This is a genomic window from Pseudomonas sp. GL_135 (assembly GCF_057834665.1).
Genome location: NZ_CM174408.1, coordinates 5,566,732 through 5,584,082, shown reverse-complemented (window position 1 = coordinate 5,584,082; position 17,351 = coordinate 5,566,732). Strand labels below are relative to the sequence as shown.

Genomic DNA, 17,351 nt, shown 5'->3' with positions numbered 1-17,351 from the left:
GTGCGGTGTTAACCTGCGGAAGCCCTTGGATGGGGTAAATCCTGCGTCTCAGTCGGAATAATCGGACCTCGTTGGCGAGTTTTCGTACAGCAGTCGTCTCTCTTTCAGGCGGATACGCGTATTTCACCGATTGCCAGCAGGAGCAGCGCCCATGCATGCCATCAGTTTCATTCAAGACTTGGCTGTGATCATGCTCGTCGCTGGCGTCGTAACGGTGGTGTTTCATCGGCTCAAGCAACCGGTGGTGCTGGGCTATATCGTCGCCGGCTTCATCATCGGCCCGCATACCCCGCCGTTTGGCCTCATTCACGACGAGGACACCATCAAGACCCTCGCCGAACTTGGTGTGATCTTTCTGATGTTCTGCCTCGGCCTGGAATTCAGTCTGCGCAAGCTGTTCAAGGTCGGCGCGACGGCGTTCATTGCCGCGTTTCTAGAAATCATGCTGATGATCTGGATCGGTTACGAAATCGGCCAGTTCTTTGCCTGGAACACCATGGATTCGCTGTTCCTGGGTGCCATTCTGGCGATCTCGTCCACCACCATCATCGTCAAAGCGCTCAACGACCTGAAGATGAAAAACCAGCGCTTCGCCCAGCTGATTTTCGGTGTGCTCATCGTTGAGGACATCCTCGGCATTGGCATCATCGCGCTCTTGTCAGGCATCGCCGTGAGCGGCACGGTCAGCTCCGGTGAGGTGTTTTCCACAGTCGGCAAGCTGTCGCTATTCATGATTGTCGCGCTGGTCATCGGCATTCTGGTCGTGCCGCGGTTGCTGGCTTATGTGGCGAAGTTCGAAAGCAACGAGATGCTGCTGATCACGGTGCTAGGCCTGTGCTTCGGGTTTTGCCTGTTGGTGGTCAAACTCGAGTACAGCATGGTGCTGGGCGCATTTCTCATCGGTGCGATCATGGCCGAATCCAGGCAACTGGCGAAGATCGAGCACTTGGTCGAGCCCATCCGTGACATGTTCAGCGCAATCTTCTTCGTCGCAATCGGCTTGATGATCGATCCGAAGATTCTGCTCGATTACGCCTGGCCCATTGCAGTGATCACCGTCGCCGTGGTGCTGGGCAAGATGATTTCCTGCGGGCTCGGTGCTTTTATCGCCGGCAACGACGGCAAGACCTCCTTGCGGGTGGGAATGGGGCTGTCACAGATCGGCGAATTTTCCTTCATCATCGCAGCGCTGGGGATGACGCTGCAGGTCACCAGCGATTTTCTCTACCCGGTTGCCGTGGCGGTTTCCGCGATCACCACGCTCTTGACCCCTTACCTCATCCGCGCAGCCGATCCGCTGTCGCACACGCTGGGCGCCATTGTTCCTGCACGCATGGCACGTGTGTTCGGAATGTACGGGGAGTGGCTGCGCAGCATTCAGCCACAGGGGCAGGGCGCAGTGTTGGCGGCGATGATCCGGAAGATTCTGCTGCAAGTCGGTATCAATCTGGCGCTGGTCATCGCCATCTTCTTCACCGGGGCATTTTTTGCGGAGCGGATTGGTGTGTATTTCAGCGATTGGGTCAGCGATGTCGGGCAGCAAAAAGCCTGGATCTGGGGTGCGTCGTTGCTGCTGTCACTGCCGTTTCTGATCGCTGCTTATCGCAAGCTCAAGGCGCTGTCGATGCTGCTGGCAGAGATGAGCGTGAAGCCGGAGATGGCGGGCAGGCACACAGCGCGCGTCCGTCGGGTGATCGCCGAAGTGATTCCGCTGCTGTCATTGATGGTGATTTTCCTGCTCATCGCATTGCTGTCATCCAGCATGCTGCCGACGCGTGAGTGGTTAATGCTGATCGTCGTTGTGGCGGCCGTAGTGGCTGCGGTGCTGTGGCGCTGGTTCATCCGGGTGCACACGCGGATGCAAATCGCGTTGCTCGAAACCCTGGGCAATCATCCAGAGCCCTGAGCCCTGAGCCCTGAATCAGCCTCGAAGTGCGTGCCTTGAGGCTCATTCAGGAGAGAGGCGATAACTCTCAGCTTTCCAGCCAGACGTCCCGTGCCCAGTGCCAGACGGACTCCCAGCTTTCTTCGGTGACGAGCTCTTCTTCGCCAGACCACAGCACCACAGTGCCGTCTTCTTCAACGCAGTAGTAATCCTCGCCGTCCTGACAAATCGGGATCAGCTCGCGTGGCACGCCGATGTCCCAGGCTGTCGCCGCCACTTCCGGCAGATACGTATGCGAGCCCGGATCGGTGACGGTGACGGGCTCAAGGCTGCCGTAGACCACGTCGCTGACGGTCAGCAAGAACTCCTTGAAGACGAAGGGGATATTGATGAACAGTTGCTCCTCAACCTCGACCAACTGATCTTCATCAGGCAGCTCGAGCGGGACAGGGACCGGTTCATTGGCTTCACGGAGTTGTTCGATGACTTCTTCCACGACGTGGATCCTCTAACGATTTGCGCGGGTTATACAGTAGCTCAAAGGCATCGCCAAATTAACTTGGCTTCTATAAAAAGCAGAACCCCGGAACAAGTCCGGGGTTCAGTTGCAGCAGCTCAGCGGTATTAGCCGTTCTGGCGGATACCTGCCACCAGCCAAGGCTGGTTGTCGCCCTGAGCGCGTTCCATGTTCCAGCTTTCGCTGAAGACTTCGCCCTGATCGAAGCGCGACGTTTTCGAGACACCGCTGAAGGTCAGCGTGGCGATGGTCTTGTCGGCGCGGTCATCCAGACCGTCGAGCTGCACGGAAAGGTTGTCGATGAACGTGGACTGAAAGCCTTCACCGAGATCGGCGCGTTCTTTCTTCAGGAACTGCAGCATCTGCGGGGTCACAAACTCGGAGATCTTATCCATCTCGTTCGCATCCCAGTGCTGTTGCAGCGACTGGAAGTGGCTGCGGGCCGCCTCAATGAAGCGTTCTTCGTTGAACCAGGCTGGCGCGTTGATCACTGGACGGGCTGCCGCTGCTGGAGCGGAACCGCCAAAGATCGAGTTCTGGGCCGGTTGTGGTTGTTCGAAGGTTTCACGCTGGTAAGGAGCACCGGCGGGAGCCATCTGCGGCTGCTGTTTGCGTCGACGGGCCGCGATGAAGCGGAAGATCACAAAGGCGATGATCGCCATGATCAGGATGTCGAAGAACTGCATGCCCTCGAAGCCACCGCCCATGAACATGGAGGCCAGAAGACCACCGGCAGCGAGACCGGCCAGTGGGCCCAGCCATTTGGAAGCACCGCCCGCAGCAGGCGCAGGACGGCCAGCGGCGTTAGGTGCTGCGGCAGGAGTAGAAGGAGCTGTTTGACGCGCCTGGTGACTTGGCGCCGAGCCCATGCTCTTGCCACCACCGAAACGCGCAGCATTGACATCAAGGCTCATGGTGAGCCCGATGATCATTGCCAAAGCGATGCTAAGAAAACGTTGCATAAGGGAATTCCCGTTTGTGGATTGCACGCGCGCCATGTTGCACAGGACAAATGGGGATGACCAGCGGCCATATGTTTCCGGCTTTTGCGTGAATCTTCACCTGCCTGTCCTACTTGGGTTGTAGGCAGATGAAGAAAGTTCTGTAGGAAAGATGGGGGGTGGATGTGGGAATGCAAGGGTTGCATCAACGCATCGCCAGTCGTCGATCAGACAGGCTCAAGCTTCGCGTACCCCAGCATCAGCCACTTGCTGCCTTCCGAGAAATTCACCTGGACCCGTGCCTGAGCGCCTGAACCCTCGAAGTTGAGGATCACGCCTTCACCAAACACCGCATGCTGCACGTGCTGACCCAGGGAGAACTGGCTCTGCGGAATGGCTTCGCCATCGAACAGACGACTTGGGGCCATGGTTTTGGAGCCGCCGAACGGACGGGTCACGCTGTTGGACAGCCGCACTTCCTGAATCAGGTTGGGCGGTACCTCCCGTACGAAGCGCGAGACCTTGTTGTAGGTTTCGCTGCCGTACAGGCGTCGGGTTTCTGCGTATGTCATCACTAGATGCTGCATCGCGCGGGTAATGCCCACGTAAGCCAGACGACGCTCTTCCTCCAGACGCCCCGGCTCTTCCAGGCTCATCTTGTGCGGAAACAGGCCTTCCTCCATGCCCACCAGGAAGACGTACGGGAACTCCAGACCTTTGGCGCTGTGCAGCGTCATCAACTGAATGCTGTCTTCGTGCTCATCCGCCTGCGTATCGCCTGCCTCCAACGAGGCGTGCCCGAGGAATGCAGCCAGCGGCGTCAGGTCTTCCTCTTCGTCACTGTTCTCGAAAGCGCGCGCGGCGCTGACCAGTTCCTCAAGGTTTTCCACCCGGGCCTGGCCTTTCTCGCCTTTTTCTTCCTTGTGGTACGTGATCAGGCCGGACTGCTCGATGACCGTTTGGGTCATCAGGTGCAGGGGCATGTCTGCGGCCTTCGCGGCGAGGTTTTCGATCAGTTCGATGAACGCGCCCAGCGCGCTCGCCGCACGACCGGCCAAGCCTTTGTTGGCGACCAGCAGGCGCATGGCCTCCCACATCGACACGTCGGCATGGCGCGCGTGCTCGCGAATCGCTTCGACGGTTTTCTCGCCGATACCGCGAGGTGGAACGTTGATCACCCGCTCCAGCGCTGAGTCGTTTCCGCGACCGTCAAGCAGGCGCATATACGCCATGGCGTTCTTGATTTCGGCGCGCTCGAAGAATCGCTGGCCACCGTAGATACGGTACGGGATGCGCTCGCGCAGCAAGGCTTCTTCAAGTACCCGCGATTGGGCGTTGGAGCGGTACAGAATGGCGATGTCGCTGCGCGCGAGGCCGGTCTTGATCGCGCTTTCAATGGTCTCGACCACGTAGCGCGCTTCGTCGTGTTCGTTGAATGCTGCGTAAAGGCTGATCAGTTCGCCATCGCCGACGTCCGTCCAAAGCTCTTTGCCCAGACGCCCGGTGTTGTTGACGATCAAGCCGTTGGCGGCCTTGAGGATGCTCGCGGTGGAGCGATAGTTCTGCTCCAGGCGAATGGTCTCGGTGTCAGGGAAATCTTCGGAATACTGATGAATATTCTCGATCTTCGCGCCGCGCCAGCCGTAAATGGACTGGTCGTCGTCGCCGACCACCATCAGGCTGTCGCCCCCTTGGGCGAGCAGGCGCAACCAGGCGTATTGAACGGCGTTGGTGTCCTGGAATTCGTCCACCAGCACGTGGCGGAAACGACGCTGGTAATGCGCAAGCAGGCTCGGGTTGTCGCGCCAAAGGTCCAGCGCCCGAAGCAGCAACTCGGAGAAGTCAATAACGCCAGCGCGCTGACAGGCCGCTTCGTACGCCTCGTAGACCGACTTCATGGTCGTCAGAAACAGGTCGCCCGAAGCCTGAATGTGTTTGGGGCGCAGCCCTTCGTCCTTCTGCCCATTGATGAACCACTGCGCCTGCCGTGCCGGCCAGCGCTGCTCATCAAGGTTCAGCTCGCGCATGACGCGCTTGACCAGTCGCTGTTGGTCATCGCTGTCAAGAATCTGGAAGCTCTGATTCAGCCCCGCTTCCTGCCAGTGCGCCCGGAGCAGGCGATGCGCCAGGCCGTGGAAGGTGCCCACCCACATGCCGGCCGGGTTGATACCCATCAACTGCTCGATGCGATGGCGCATCTCGGCAGCGGCCTTGTTGGTAAACGTCACCGACAGGATCGAGTGGGGCGAGGCGTTCTCGACCTGGATCAACCAGGCGATACGGTGCACCAACACACGGGTTTTGCCGGAACCAGCGCCGGCCAGGACCAACTGACGACCCACGGAGGCAGCTACGGCCTGGCGTTGGGCATCGTTGAGGGAGTTAAGCAGAAGGGAGAGGTCATCGCGCATCGGGGCATTCTAGGGTGCCGTGAGGGCATGGGCAAACCCTAACGCTGGCCGGTCGTGATGTTGCCGGTCCCATTTTTGCCGTCTGTAGATTTTAATTGATGACTGTTTGGTCTCGACGATCCCTTGTGTATCCTCCGCGAACGTTCAAGGCCCCCAATTATAAGAACCGCCATGACCTTCAGCTCCGAAGCCCCGGCAGACGCGGTGGCGACACGTCGTGTCATCTGCAAGCAGTTCGCGACTCAGCTCGCCGCCGAGCGCACCCGCCTTCTTTATCAGGGATCGCTGCTGCCGACTCTGTTCATGTTCATCAATGGTTTGCTCTGCGCCTGGCTGCTCTGGAGCCCCGAGCGTTACGTGCTGGTGGGCGTCTGGCTGGGCTGGCTGTCAGCGCTGGTGTGCCTGCGCGTTCTGCAAGTCGCAGCGTTCAGGTCAGCATCACTCGATCGTCGATCGCAGCCGATCTGGAATCGCATGTTTCTGGCCGGCGCATGCGTCAGCGGTTTCACCCTTTCCAGCGCTGCGCTGGTGCTGATGCCGGCGCAAAGCCTCGCTCAACAGGCTTGGGTGTTCGGTCTGATCGGCGCTGCGACGCTTTCTGCCAGCGTGGCCTATGCTGTCAGTATTCCGGCGTTCCTCACGTTCACGCTGCCGTGTCTGCTGCCGCCCATTGTCTATCTGTTCGGGGACGGTGATTCGCAGCGCCACGGCTGGGGTTGGCTAGGATTGATTTTGCTGCTGGCGCTGATCGTGGTGGCCGCTCAGGTCAACCGCTTGATCGAGCGGGGCCTGATCCGGCGATTTCAGAACGTGGCGCTCATCGAACACCTTCAACAGGCCCAGGCTAAAAGCGACGAGCTCAACCGCGAACTGACGCGCCAGTACGAAGAGCGTACGCGTTACCTGACCCATTACGATGAGCTGACCGGCCTCGCCAATCGCGCCCTGTTCAATGAGCGACTGCGTGAGGCCAATCAGCGTGCGCGGCATGGGGGGCGGACGCTGGCCCTGCTGCACATCAACCTTGATCGCTTCAAATTGCTCAACGACAGCCTGGGTCACGACATTGCTGACCAATTGCTGCGCCTTGTCGCGCGCCGGCTGAATGCCAACGTGGCAGATGCCGATACCGTCGCGCGTTTGTCGGCGGACGAGTTTGCCGTGCTGTTCGATAGTCATGGCAATCTGACCACGCTGGCGCGGATCACGACGCGCCTGCTGGCGAAGCTGCGCTCGCCCATATCGGTTTCCGGCCATGAGCTGGTGGTCAGCGCCTCCATCGGCATCGCGTTGCTGCCGGGTTCTGCCCGAGACATCGCCGCGCTGGTCAGCCAGGCGAATATGGCGATGCAGCACGCCAAACATCTTGGCGGCGACAATTTCCAGTTCTACAGCGAGAGCCTTGAGGCGGGGACGCCCGGTCGCCTGCAGCTGGAAATTCAGTTGCGGCGCGCGATTGCAGAAGGGCAGCTGGAGGTTTTTTACCAGCCGAAGCTGGAGCTGGAAAGCGGGCGCCTCAATTCCGCGGAGGCCCTGGTGCGCTGGCGTCATCCCGAGCGCGGTCTGATTGCGCCTGGTGAGTTTATCGGGTTGGCGGAGGAGACCGGCCTGATCGCCAACATCGGGGAGTTCGTGCTGCGCAAAGCCTGCCATCAAGCCTGCGAATGGGAGCGCGAGGGCCTGGCTCCAATCAGGGTATCGGTCAATTTGTCGGTGCATCAGATGCGGCAGGGCAAGTTGGTCAGCCTCGTGCGCCAAGTGCTTGAAGAAACAGGGCTTGCGCCGCAATACCTGGAGCTGGAGCTCACCGAGAGTCAGTTGCTCGAAAGCGTCGAGCACATCATCACAACGTTTCAGCAGTTGCGCGCACTTGGGGTGAAACTGGCCATCGACGACTTCGGCACCGGCTATTCATCGTTGAGCTACCTGAAACGCTTTCCAGTGCACTACGTGAAGATCGATCAGGCCTTTATTCGAGGTTTGAATGAAGGGGCGGAAGACGCTGCGATTACTCGGGCGATCATCGCGATGGCCCACAGTCTTGACCTCAAGGTTGTGGCCGAAGGCGTGGAAGATTGCGAACAGTTGGAATTTCTCAGGTCTCACGGTTGCGACGAGGTGCAAGGCTATTTGATCAGTCGGCCGGTGGAGGCCTGCATAATGGGCAGTATCCTGCGCAGTCAGCTCATCGAAGCCTGGAGCCCTGTGCGAAAAGCCCTACACTACACAGCGACATGACCCTCAGCAGCAATCGGTTGACTGCGGGAAGATCGTTTAACTGTGCGGTTTGCAGGTCATGTAGTATAACTACAAGAAAGCTACAGCCCGGCCCATCCTTCACTTGAGTCCTGTCCTTTGAATCTGTTGCAGCACATCGCCCAGTCACGCCATCTCCTGCGCAAATCGGAGCTGAAAGTAGCCGATCACGTGCTGCTCGATCCGGCGGCCGTGATGCACAGCTCCATGGCCGATCTGGCGCATGCGGTCGGTATCAGTGAGCCGACGATCGTGCGTTTCTGCCGCGCCATTGGCTGCACCGGTTTTCAGGACCTGAAACTCAAGCTGGCGCAAAGCCTCGCTGCTGGCGCGAGCTTCGGCCAGTTCGCCATCCACGAAGACGATTCCGTCGCCGATTACAGCCTGAAGATTTTCGACACCACGCTGCACACGTTGATAGAAGTGCGCGAAAAGCTAGACCCCCATGCCTTGCAGGCAGCGGTGACGGTCATGGCGGCGGCGCATCGGGTCGAGTTCTACGGTTTCGGCGCATCGGGTGCGGTTGCTGCTGACGCCCAGCATAAGTTCTTTCGCCTGTTGCTGACGGCAGCGTCCTATTCCGATCCGCACATGCAGGCGATGTCGGCTGTGACGCTCAAACCCACTGACGTAGCGGTGTGCATCTCGCAGTCAGGTCGCTCCAAGGACCTGCTGATTACGGCCAATCTGGTTCGCGAAAGCGGCGCCAACCTGATCACCCTGTGCCCGAGTCAGACGCCATTGGCCGAGCTGTCCACGGTCAACCTCGCGATCGACGTGCACGAAGACACCGAAATCTACACGCCGTTGACCTCACGCATCGCGCATCTGGTGGTCATTGATGTCCTGGCGATGGGCGTCGCCATGGCGCGCGGTCCGAGCCTGGTCAATCACCTGAAAAGCGTGAAGCGCAGCTTGCGCAGCCTGCGGTTGTCGCCGAAGTCGATCAAATCGTCCGAGGATTGAGCTGAGCCACGCAGTGCTGAAACCTTCACCAACCTGTAACGCTTCCGACGTCTGATCGTCACCGCATCCCGCCACTCTGTACTCCCGCACACGAATGGGAGACAGGATATGCCTCGGCACTACGATGACTCGCAGCAGCACAGCACCTCCAGCACCAAGACCCGCCGTCAGCAGGAAGACCAGCGCCGCATGGCGTTCCGGCGTGCGATCGAAAGCCATTCCGAAGAACGCCGCCTGAACCAGGAACTCTCGAACTACCTGGATGGCGCCACTGCCCACTTCTGGCAAAGCGCTAGCGCTTCGGAAGGTGGCCATCAAAGCGCGCGACCAGCTCGCTGATTTGCGCACGCTCAGTCCGAATGAATGCCAGGAACGCGTGAGCCACCGGCGACAGACGTTTGTCCCGCGCCTGTACGACGCACCAGCTTCGGTACAACGGCAATTCGGCCACTGGCAGCTCGATCAGCGTGCCAGTGGCGAGTTCCAAGCTCAGCGCATGGCGCGTCAGCAATGCAATGCCGAGCCCCGCCACCACGCATTCACGCTGCGCCTCGGCCGAGGACACTTCCAGCGTGTGCTCGAAATGAATGCGCTTCTCCTTGAAATACTCCTCACACGCCTTGCGCGTCCCTGAACCCTGTTCGCGGACCACCAGCGTCGCTGCTTCCAGATCCTTGAGCGTCGGATTGGGCAATAGCGTCAACGGATGATCCGGCTGCGCCACGGCAACGATCGGGTTATTCAGGAAGGGTAGAAACTCCAGGCCCATGTCTTGGGGGACCATCGACATCACGACCAGATCATCACGGTTATCCGACAGCCGCCGAATCACCTGCGCCCGATTGACGACCGTGAGGTTGAGCATGACTTCCGGGTATTTACGCTTGAAGGCCGCGAACAGGTGAGGAACGAAATACTTGGCGCTGGATTCGATCGCCAGTTTGAGCTGCCCCTGCAGGGAGCCCTGCATGTCGGAGAGCTGCATGTCGAGGTTCTCCAGCCGACCGAAGATGTCGCGACTGGCAAGCTGCAGCGCTTCGGCTGCTTCCGTGAGATAGAGCTTTTTACCCACGTACTCGAACAGCGGCTGGCCAACCAGCTCTTCCAGCTGACGAATCTGCAGACTCACCGCCGGCTGGGTCAGCGACATTTCCTCAGCTGCCCGGCTGTAAGAGCGCAAATCACAGACCTCATTGAAGATCCGTAACTGACGCAATGTCATACGCATCAAAGACTTACGCATTGTTACAGCCCTAGCCGCTTACCTAATACTGGCAACTATAAGGTTTTACTTATGGTTCACCCAATTTTTACTCATTTTTGTTAATTGCTGGTTCGTCATAGGGTGGCCTCACCTGCGAGCAACATGCAGTAACGGAATGTCGCGCGGCATTGACCAGCCTTCTGGTCCATCTGCTAATCGGTCGAGGAAATACCCGTGATAAAAAAAATCCTGATCGCCAATCGTGGGGAAATTGCTGTTCGGATCGTGCGCGCATGCGCCGAGATGGGCATCCGCTCGGTGGCGATCTATTCCGAGGCGGACCGTCACGCGCTCCACGTGAAGCGTGCCGACGAAGCCTACGGCATCGGATCGGACCCCCTCGAAGGCTATTTGAACCCGCGCAAGCTGGTGAACCTCGCCGTTGAAACCGGCTGCGACGCATTGCACCCCGGCTACGGGTTTCTGTCGGAAAACGCGGAGCTCGCGGACATCTGCGCTGAACGGGGTATCAAGTTCATCGGTCCGTCTGCTGAAGTGATCCGCCGCATGGGCGACAAAACCGAAGCTCGGCGCAGCATGATCAAAGCCGGCGTACCGGTGACGCCCGGTACGGAAGGGAACGTGGCCGACATCGCCGAAGCATTGGTGGAAGGCGATCGCATCGGTTACCCCGTCATGCTCAAGGCCACCTCCGGCGGCGGCGGGCGCGGCATTCGTCGCTGCAACAGCCGGGAGGAGCTGGAACAGGCATTTCCTCGGGTCATTTCCGAGGCCACCAAGGCCTTCGGTAAGGCTGAAGTCTTTCTCGAAAAGTGCATCGTCAATCCCAAGCACATCGAAGCGCAGATCCTCGGCGACAGCTTCGGCAACGTCGTGCACCTGTTCGAGCGCGATTGCTCGATCCAGCGCCGCAACCAGAAACTCATCGAAATCGCCCCAAGCCCTCAACTGACGCCAGAGCAGCGCGCCTACATCGGTGACTTGTCCGTGCGCGCCGCCAAGGCCGTGGGTTACGAGAACGCCGGCACCGTGGAGTTCTTGCTCGCCGAGGGCGAGGTGTACTTCATGGAGATGAACACCCGCGTACAGGTCGAGCACACGATCACCGAGGAAATCACCGGGATCGACATCGTTCGCGAGCAGATCCGCATTGCGTCCGGGCTGCCACTGTCGGTCAAGCAGGAAGACATCATCCATCGCGGTTTCGCGTTGCAGTTCCGCATCAACGCGGAAGACCCGAAAAACAACTTTCTGCCGAGCTTCGGCAAGATCACCCGTTATTACGCGCCGGGCGGCCCCGGCGTGCGCACCGACACGGCGATTTACACCGGCTACACCATTCCGCCGTATTACGACTCCATGTGCCTGAAGCTGATCGTCTGGGCGCTGACTTGGGAGGAGGCGATGGACCGTGGCCTGCGTGCGCTAGACGACATGCGTCTGCAAGGGGTAAAGACCACGGCCGCGTATTACCAGGAAATCCTGCGCAACCCGGAATTCCGCAGCGGCCAGTTCAATACCAGCTTCGTTGAGAGCCATCCCGAGCTCACCCATTACTCGATCAAGCGCAAACCCGAAGAGCTGGCCCTGGCCATCGCCGCCGCCATCGCTGCCCATGCGGGCTTATAAAAAAGCCAGCTGCAAGCGCTAAGCCGCAAGCTGCAAGTTGAAGCCGATCCGCTGTGACTTGCCGCTTGTAGCTTGCCGCTTGAAGCTAAAAGGAGATCCGAACATGTCCAAGAAAATCCTCGTCACCGACACTATTCTGCGCGACGCCCACCAGTCTCTGTTGGCGACCCGCATGCGCACCGAGGACATGCTGCCGATCTGCGACAAGCTCGACAAAGTCGGCTACTGGTCGCTGGAAGTGTGGGGCGGTGCGACCTTCGACGCCTGCGTGCGCTTCCTGAAGGAAGACCCGTGGGAGCGCCTGCGCCAATTGCGCGCGGCGCTGCCCAACACGCGTCTGCAGATGCTGCTACGCGGTCAGAACCTGCTGGGGTATCGCCACTACAGCGATGACGTGGTCAGGGCATTCGTCGCCAAGGCGGCGGACAACGGTATCGACGTGTTCCGCATCTTTGACGCCATGAACGACGTGCGCAACCTGCGCGTGGCGGTCGAAGCGGTGAAGGCTTCCGGCAAGCATGCCCAGGGCACAATCGCGTATACCACCAGCCCGGTGCACACCATCGACGCGTTTGTGGCGCAGGCCAAAGAGATGGAAGCGATGGGCTGTGATTCCGTCGCGATCAAGGACATGGCCGGTCTGCTGACCCCTTATGCCACGGGCGAGTTGGTCAAGGCGCTGAAGGCCGAGCAATCGCTGCCCGTGTTCATTCACTCCCACGACACCGCAGGCCTGGCTGCGATGTGCCAGCTCAAGGCCATCGAAAACGGTGCCGACCACATCGACACCGCTATCTCCAGCTTCGCCTGGGGTACCAGCCACCCGGGTACCGAGTCGATGGTCGCGGCCCTGAAAGGCAGCGAATTCGACACCGGTCTGGACTTGGAGCTGCTGCAGGAAATCGGCCTGTATTTCTATGCGGTCCGTAAGAAGTATCACCAGTTCGAAAGCGAATTCACGGCGGTCGATACCCGCGTGCAGGTCAACCAAGTGCCGGGCGGCATGATCTCCAACCTTGCCAACCAGCTCAAAGAGCAGGGCGCGTTGAACCGCATGGGCGAAGTGCTGGCCGAGATTCCGCGGGTACGCAAAGACCTGGGTTATCCGCCGTTGGTGACCCCGACTTCACAGATCGTCGGCACCCAGGCGTTTTTCAACGTGCTGGCCGGCGAGCGTTACAAGACCATCACCAACGAAGTGAAGCTTTACCTCACAGGCGGCTACGGCAAGGCGCCGGGGCAGGTGGACGAGACGCTGCGTCGTCAGGCCATCGGCAACGAAGAGCTGATCGATGTGCGTCCGGCCGACCTGCTGAAGCCTGAAATGACCAAGCTGCGCGGCGAAATCGGCGCGTTGGCTAGCACCGAAGAGGACGTGCTCACGTACGCGATGTTCCCGGACATCGGCCGCAAGTTTCTCGAAGAACGTGCGGCGGGCACCTTGGCCCCAGAGCCTCTGCTGCCGATTCCCGAGCCGGGCGCGGTAGCGAAGGCGGGCGGCGAGGGCGTCCCGACCGAATTCGTCATTGATGTTCACGGCGAAAGCTACCGCGTTGATATCACAGGCGTGGGCGTCAAGGCCGAGGGCAAGCGTCACTTCTATCTGTCCATCGACGGCATGCCGGAAGAAGTGGTGTTCGAGCCGCTCAATGAGTTCGTTGGCAGCGGGATCGGCAAGCGTGCCCAGGCCAGCAAGCCAGGCCATGTCAGCACTTCCATGCCGGGCAACATCGTCGACGTGCTGGTGAAGGAGGGCGATGACGTTCGCGCCGGTCAGGCGGTGCTGATCACTGAAGCAATGAAGATGGAGACCGAAGTTCAGGCGGCAGTCGCTGGCAAGGTCGTGGCCATTCACGTTGCCAAGGGCGATCGTGTAAACCCGGGGGAGATTTTGATCGAAATCGAGGGCTGAAAGAGCCGCTGCACAGTTGGAAGCCTGCCGCGCACAGAGGCGGCAGGCTAAACGGTTACCTCTGGGGGAGCTCTCGTGGCTCCTCTTTTTTTGCCTTAAGCTGGGTGCCTCCGGATGTTCGTTTCAACGCGCTCAGTTGCCGCGCAGCTGCTCCAGCGTTCTGATCTGCTGACCGTCCCTGAAGTTATCCACAGACAACCATGTTTCGAACGCCTGCTGCACCGCGGGCCATTCGCTGTCGATGATCGAGTACCAGGCCGTATCGCGATTCTGGCCTTTGAATACCGAATGCTGGCGGAATGTGCCCTCGAAGCTGAACCCGAATCGTTCGGCCGCGCGTTTGGAGCGGGCGTTGTCGGCGTTGCATTTCCATTCCAGGCGGCGATTGCCCAGCGAGAAGGATTCCTTCGCCAGGAGATAAACCGCCTCTGTGGCTTTTGGCGTGCGTTGCATCGAGGCGCCAAAGGTCACATGGCCAATTTCGATGCGCCCTGCGTTCGGGACGATGGACATCAAGCTCAGAAAGCCGTCGATGGCCCCGGTCTGTTGGTCGACGACGGTGTAGAACCACGGATCGGTCGAGTCTTCCAGGCCTGCGAGATAGTCATTGAATGCGCCGCGCTCTGGAAACGGGCCCACGAACAGGTAATCCCATAATTTGCGGTCTGCGGCCGGGCCTTCCAGTGCATCCCACAGCCCATCGCCATGGCGGGCGGTGTCGAGTTTTTCCAGACGAATAAAGCGTCCTTGCAGCGTGCGGGTATCCGGCAGCTTGGCCGGTTGCCAGTTTTCAAGATTCGACATATCGAGAGTCCCTGTCTTACAACGGTTTGCGAAATTGAATATAGCCCGGGCGCTCAGCGATGCGCTCGTAGAGCTGAATGGCGGTTGCGTTGGTCTCGTGGGTGAGCCAGTGGACTTTGTCGGCGCCGTCCCGTTTGGCGGTCGCGTAGACGTATTCGATCAGTTGGCGGCCAACGCCCGTGCCGCGCTGTTCCGGCACTACCAGCAAGTCCTGCAAATAGCAGGCATTGCTGATACTCCAGTTCGAGCGGTGATAAATAAAATGCACCATGCCTACCGCTTTGCCGTCCTGCCAGGCGAGGGCGGCGTTGGTGGGCTCGCTGTTGTCCAGAAACCGCTGCCAGGTGCTCTGTGAAACCGCATCGGCCAGTGTGGTTTTGTAGAAGGTCAAATAGGCGTGCCACAACGGCAACCAAGCGTCGTGATCTTCGGCGGTGACGGGGCGGATGTGGAGGTCAGACACGCGATGCTCCCTGGCTCATCAACTGAGCGATTTTCTGATCGGATGGGTCCTGGCTCAGTGCCAGGCCTTTGCTGACGCCGGCGATATCTTCGGCGCTGCGGTTCTGGTTGAGCTTGCGTTTGCCTTCCAGCCGCTCGATGGAAATCGCGAAGCCGACAATGCCGTTGAGCATTTTCTCGATGTAACCGGCCGGAGCGTCGGTCACGGCCCAAGGTTCGGCGCGGCCGGCCTCGTGCTTGTCGGTCAGGCCGGTGACGATCCGCAACAGTCGGTCGGGATCAGTGAACACATCGGCACGGCCGTAGGCATGCACCGCCCGGTAATTCCACGTAGGCACCACTTTGCCGTGTTCGGCTTTGGCGGCGTAAAAAGAGGGGCTGATGTAGGCGTCCGCACCCTGGAAAATCAGCAGCGCTTGAGCGCCTGCCTCAAGGGCTTTCCACTGCGGATTGGCCTTTGCCAGATGCCCGTACAGCGTGCCCTGCGGACCCTGCGTCGGTTCGAGCAACAAGGGGATATGGCTCGCCTGCAAGCCGGTCTCGTCAAAGGTGACCAGTGTCGCGAGGCGCGTGGATTCGATCTGCCCGTGCAGGCTGACGAGGTCTTCATCTCTGAAATAGCTGGGTGTGTACATGAGGTTTTCCTTGGCGGCTGAGCCAATCCTAGGCAGCCTATTGGTTCGTTGTAAGAGCCATTAATGGTTAATCTCATAGGGCCAATCCCATGCACTTACACGCACCCGCGCTGACGTTTGATTTCGCTGGCATCGAGTTGAACCGCCGCCATGGTCTCAGCCGCCAGCTCTATCAAACTTTGCGCGAACGCATCCTCGACGGCCGTCTGTCCGGTGGCACGCGCTTGCCGGCAAGCCGGGATTTGGCGCTGTCCCTCGCCATCTCCCGCAACAGCGTGATGCGTGCGTATGACCAGCTCTACGCCGAAGGCTTTACCGAGAGCCGCGTGGGCGATGGTACTTATGTGGCACTGTTGAGGGAGAAACCGCTGGCTGCAAAAAAACTATCCACACACCTGTCCACAGGGTTATCACCAGGCTTATCAACAGGGTTATGCACAATACCTGCTCTTTTGAACGCCGGACTGTCCAACAATCTTATCCACAGCACAGCGATGCATACGCTGGACCAGCATCATTTGCGGCCTCCAAAAAGCGGCCTGCCGAAGGCGTTTCGAACAGGGGTTCCGGCATTCGATTTGTTCCCTTTCGACACGTGGGGCAAGCTGCACGCGGCTTTCTGGCGTAAGCCGGGCCTGCAACACCTGGGTTATGGCGACCCGGCTGGCGAATGGCGATTGCGGGAGCTGATCGCTGCTTATTTGAGGACGTCCCGCGACCTGCGCTGCGCGCCTGAGCAAATTGTGATCACCAATGGCGCGCAGCAGGCGATTACCCTTTGTGCACAGCTGCTGCTGGAGCAGGGCGACGTGGTAGCGATCGAAAATCCGGGGTACCGCGCGGCCGGTCATGCCTTCGGGGTGGCGGGCGCCAGGTTGCAGGGCATGGCGGTTGACGCCGAAGGCATGCGCAGCCCGGCTCTCGATGACTCAGGTTGCAAGCTGGCGTACGTGACGCCCTCCCACCAATACCCGCTGGGCGTGACGATGAGTCTGGCGCGGCGGCTGGAGCTGCTTGCGTGGGCCGAGCGCAATCAGGGCTGGATCGTCGAAGACGACTATGACGGCGAGTATCGCTACAGCGGCGCACCGCTGGCTCCCCTGGCGGCGCTGGATCGCAGCGGTCGCGTGCTGTACGTCGGGACATTCGGCAAGGTCGCGTTTCCAGCGCTGCGTCTGGGTTATCTGGTGTTGCCGCGCAACCTGGTTGAGCCGTTCAGTCGACGCCGGGCCGTGGACATGCGTCATTCCGAGGTCGGCACGCAAATGGTCATGGCCGAGTTCATCGCGGCGGGCCACTTTCAGCGGCACATCCGTCGCATGCGCCGGGCGGCGTTGAGTCGACGCAACGCATTACTGGCCGGCTGGCCCCAGGCCCTTGCGGGTTGCAGCCCGATGATCAAGCCCGTTGCAGGGCTCCATGTGACCGTCGTAGTGGACACGTTGGAGCGTGAAACGGAACTGGTCGCCAAGGCGGAAAGTGTCGGCGTCGAGATAGCGCCGTTGAGTGAGTACTGGCTGCCGGAGTCCGAGACGCCGGTCGATGATCGGGCCGGGCTGGTACTGGGGTTTGCAGCGGTGCCTGAAACGGATATTGCCTCGGCGCTGGCGCGGTTACGGAGCGCCTGGCAGGTTTGAGGGTGCTGACGCCGGTTGCGGGGTCGGCGCGTCATCCAGCAGGCGTCGGCGTATACTCGCGCCCATCGCAA

Annotated in this window: 14 protein-coding genes; 7 read left to right on the top strand and 7 right to left on the bottom strand. The window is 59.9% G+C overall.

Features of this window, described 5'->3' with window-relative positions; translation table 11 throughout:
- Positions 1–151 precede the first annotated feature (151 nt).
- A complete protein-coding gene (locus AC3ISG_RS24715) occupies positions 152–1,906 on the top strand; it encodes a cation:proton antiporter (RefSeq protein ID WP_172610224.1) in 1,755 nt (584 codons plus the stop codon).
- Between the two features lie 67 nt (positions 1,907–1,973).
- Here AC3ISG_RS24715 and AC3ISG_RS24710 read toward each other — a convergent pair whose 3' ends face one another.
- From AC3ISG_RS24710 to uvrD, 3 genes are all read right to left on the bottom strand, one after another.
- Positions 1,974–2,381, bottom strand: coding sequence for an SMI1/KNR4 family protein (locus tag AC3ISG_RS24710; RefSeq protein WP_065988140.1), 408 nt, complete (start codon positions 2,379–2,381; stop codon positions 1,974–1,976).
- Positions 2,382–2,509: 128 nt separating this feature from the next.
- The gene (locus AC3ISG_RS24705; RefSeq protein ID WP_122534217.1) at positions 2,510–3,364 is read right to left on the bottom strand and encodes a Tim44 domain-containing protein; all 855 of its coding nucleotides are present in this window, start codon (positions 3,362–3,364) and stop codon (positions 2,510–2,512) included.
- A gap of 206 nt (positions 3,365–3,570) precedes the next feature.
- Positions 3,571–5,754 (bottom strand): DNA helicase II, encoded by a 2,184-nt coding sequence (gene uvrD / locus AC3ISG_RS24700; RefSeq protein ID WP_122623598.1) that lies wholly within the window; start codon positions 5,752–5,754, stop codon positions 3,571–3,573.
- 171 nt (positions 5,755–5,925) lie between these two features.
- On the opposite strand from uvrD, the gene AC3ISG_RS24695 reads away from it, so the two are divergent.
- The 3 genes from AC3ISG_RS24695 to AC3ISG_RS24685 all read left to right on the top strand — a co-directional run bounded on the left by AC3ISG_RS24695 (position 5,926) and on the right by AC3ISG_RS24685 (position 9,315).
- Complete coding sequence (locus tag AC3ISG_RS24695) at positions 5,926–7,992, top strand: putative bifunctional diguanylate cyclase/phosphodiesterase (protein ID WP_489298195.1); 2,067 nt, start codon at positions 5,926–5,928, stop codon at positions 7,990–7,992.
- Positions 7,993–8,109: 117 nt separating this feature from the next.
- Positions 8,110–8,976 carry a transcriptional regulator HexR gene (hexR, locus tag AC3ISG_RS24690; RefSeq protein ID WP_065988147.1) on the top strand — a complete coding sequence of 289 codons (867 nt, stop codon included), beginning with the start codon at positions 8,110–8,112 and terminating at the stop codon, positions 8,974–8,976.
- 108 nt (positions 8,977–9,084) lie between these two features.
- The gene (locus tag AC3ISG_RS24685) at positions 9,085–9,315 is read left to right on the top strand and encodes a PA3496 family putative envelope integrity protein (RefSeq protein ID WP_074885980.1); all 231 of its coding nucleotides are present in this window, start codon (positions 9,085–9,087) and stop codon (positions 9,313–9,315) included.
- Here AC3ISG_RS24685 and AC3ISG_RS24680 read toward each other — a convergent pair.
- A complete protein-coding gene (locus tag AC3ISG_RS24680) occupies positions 9,269–10,219 on the bottom strand; it encodes a LysR family transcriptional regulator (protein ID WP_489298194.1) in 951 nt (316 codons plus the stop codon). The genes AC3ISG_RS24685 and AC3ISG_RS24680 overlap by 47 nt on opposite strands.
- 195 nt (positions 10,220–10,414) lie before the next feature.
- Between AC3ISG_RS24680 and AC3ISG_RS24675 the strand changes: the two genes are divergently transcribed.
- A complete protein-coding gene (locus tag AC3ISG_RS24675; RefSeq protein WP_122534213.1) occupies positions 10,415–11,830 on the top strand; it encodes an acetyl-CoA carboxylase biotin carboxylase subunit in 1,416 nt (471 codons plus the stop codon).
- A 103-nt stretch (positions 11,831–11,933) separates the two neighbouring features.
- Positions 11,934–13,742, top strand: a complete 1,809-nt coding sequence (gene oadA, locus AC3ISG_RS24670; protein ID WP_489298193.1) for a sodium-extruding oxaloacetate decarboxylase subunit alpha — start codon at positions 11,934–11,936, stop codon at positions 13,740–13,742.
- A 132-nt stretch (positions 13,743–13,874) separates the two neighbouring features.
- Here oadA and AC3ISG_RS24665 read toward each other — a convergent pair whose 3' ends face one another.
- From AC3ISG_RS24665 to AC3ISG_RS24655, 3 genes are read right to left on the bottom strand one after another with little or no spacing between them, the layout of a single operon-like run.
- Positions 13,875–14,546, bottom strand: coding sequence for a GNAT family N-acetyltransferase (locus AC3ISG_RS24665; protein WP_489298192.1), 672 nt, complete (start codon positions 14,544–14,546; stop codon positions 13,875–13,877).
- A gap of 16 nt (positions 14,547–14,562) precedes the next feature.
- Positions 14,563–15,009: a GNAT family N-acetyltransferase gene (locus tag AC3ISG_RS24660; RefSeq protein ID WP_122623591.1), complete on the bottom strand. Its 447-nt coding sequence runs from the start codon at positions 15,007–15,009 to the stop codon at positions 14,563–14,565.
- Entirely contained in the window at positions 15,002–15,643 is a 642-nt protein-coding gene (locus tag AC3ISG_RS24655) for an FMN-binding negative transcriptional regulator (protein WP_489298191.1), read from the bottom strand. Before AC3ISG_RS24655 ends, AC3ISG_RS24660 begins: the two co-directional genes overlap by 8 nt.
- An 89-nt stretch (positions 15,644–15,732) precedes the next feature.
- Here AC3ISG_RS24655 and pdxR point away from each other — a divergent pair, with 89 nt between their 5' ends.
- The gene (gene pdxR, locus AC3ISG_RS24650) at positions 15,733–17,280 is read left to right on the top strand and encodes a MocR-like pyridoxine biosynthesis transcription factor PdxR (protein ID WP_489298190.1); all 1,548 of its coding nucleotides are present in this window, start codon (positions 15,733–15,735) and stop codon (positions 17,278–17,280) included.
- Positions 17,281–17,351 lie beyond the last annotated feature (71 nt).

Excerpts from the sequence above, each read along its gene's own strand:
- AC3ISG_RS24715 (WP_172610224.1), top strand. The coding sequence starts at position 152 with ATGCATGCCATCAGTTTCATTCAAGACTTGGCTGTGATCATGCTCGTC.
- oadA (WP_489298193.1), top strand. The coding sequence starts at position 11,934 with ATGTCCAAGAAAATCCTCGTCACCGACACTATTCTGCGCGACGCCCAC.
- AC3ISG_RS24705 (WP_122534217.1), bottom strand. The coding sequence starts at position 3,364 with ATGCAACGTTTTCTTAGCATCGCTTTGGCAATGATCATCGGGCTCACC.
- AC3ISG_RS24695 (WP_489298195.1), top strand. The coding sequence starts at position 5,926 with ATGACCTTCAGCTCCGAAGCCCCGGCAGACGCGGTGGCGACACGTCGT.
- AC3ISG_RS24665 (WP_489298192.1), bottom strand. The coding sequence starts at position 14,546 with ATGTCGAATCTTGAAAACTGGCAACCGGCCAAGCTGCCGGATACCCGC.
- AC3ISG_RS24685 (WP_074885980.1), top strand. The coding sequence starts at position 9,085 with ATGCCTCGGCACTACGATGACTCGCAGCAGCACAGCACCTCCAGCACC.
- uvrD (WP_122623598.1), bottom strand. The coding sequence starts at position 5,754 with ATGCGCGATGACCTCTCCCTTCTGCTTAACTCCCTCAACGATGCCCAA.
- pdxR (WP_489298190.1), top strand. The coding sequence starts at position 15,733 with ATGCACTTACACGCACCCGCGCTGACGTTTGATTTCGCTGGCATCGAG.
- AC3ISG_RS24680 (WP_489298194.1), bottom strand. The coding sequence starts at position 10,219 with ATGCGTAAGTCTTTGATGCGTATGACATTGCGTCAGTTACGGATCTTC.
- AC3ISG_RS24655 (WP_489298191.1), bottom strand. The coding sequence starts at position 15,643 with ATGTACACACCCAGCTATTTCAGAGATGAAGACCTCGTCAGCCTGCAC.